The organism is Plasticicumulans lactativorans (assembly GCF_004341245.1).
Lineage (GTDB): Bacteria > Pseudomonadota > Gammaproteobacteria > Competibacterales > Competibacteraceae > Plasticicumulans_A > Plasticicumulans_A lactativorans.
Genome location: NZ_SLWY01000022.1, coordinates 2,625 through 2,848, shown reverse-complemented (window position 1 = coordinate 2,848; position 224 = coordinate 2,625). Strand labels below are relative to the sequence as shown.

Genomic DNA, 224 nt, shown 5'->3' with positions numbered 1-224 from the left:
TTGCCGCGGCCTCATTGAAGCCTCAAGCGCCGCCGCCGTCCACGGCCCGCGCCCGCTGACCTCATCCGCGGCTAATTGCCGCGGCCTCATTGAAGCCTCAAGCGCCGCCGCCGTCCACGGCCCGCGCCCGCTGACCTCATCCGCGGCTAATTGCCGCGGCCTCATTGAAGCTGCGCCTGCGCGGCGCTGATTTCGGGCAGGGCCCATCCTCATCCGCGGCTCTT

1 protein-coding gene is annotated in these 224 nt (G+C 70.5%); it reads left to right on the top strand.

The window, feature by feature from the left end; genetic code table 11:
• Positions 1 to 190, top strand: a 190-nt coding sequence (locus tag EV699_RS20115; RefSeq protein ID WP_207923022.1) for a hypothetical protein, incomplete at its 5' end; no start/stop codon positions are given.
• Positions 191 to 224: the final 34 nt, after the last annotated feature.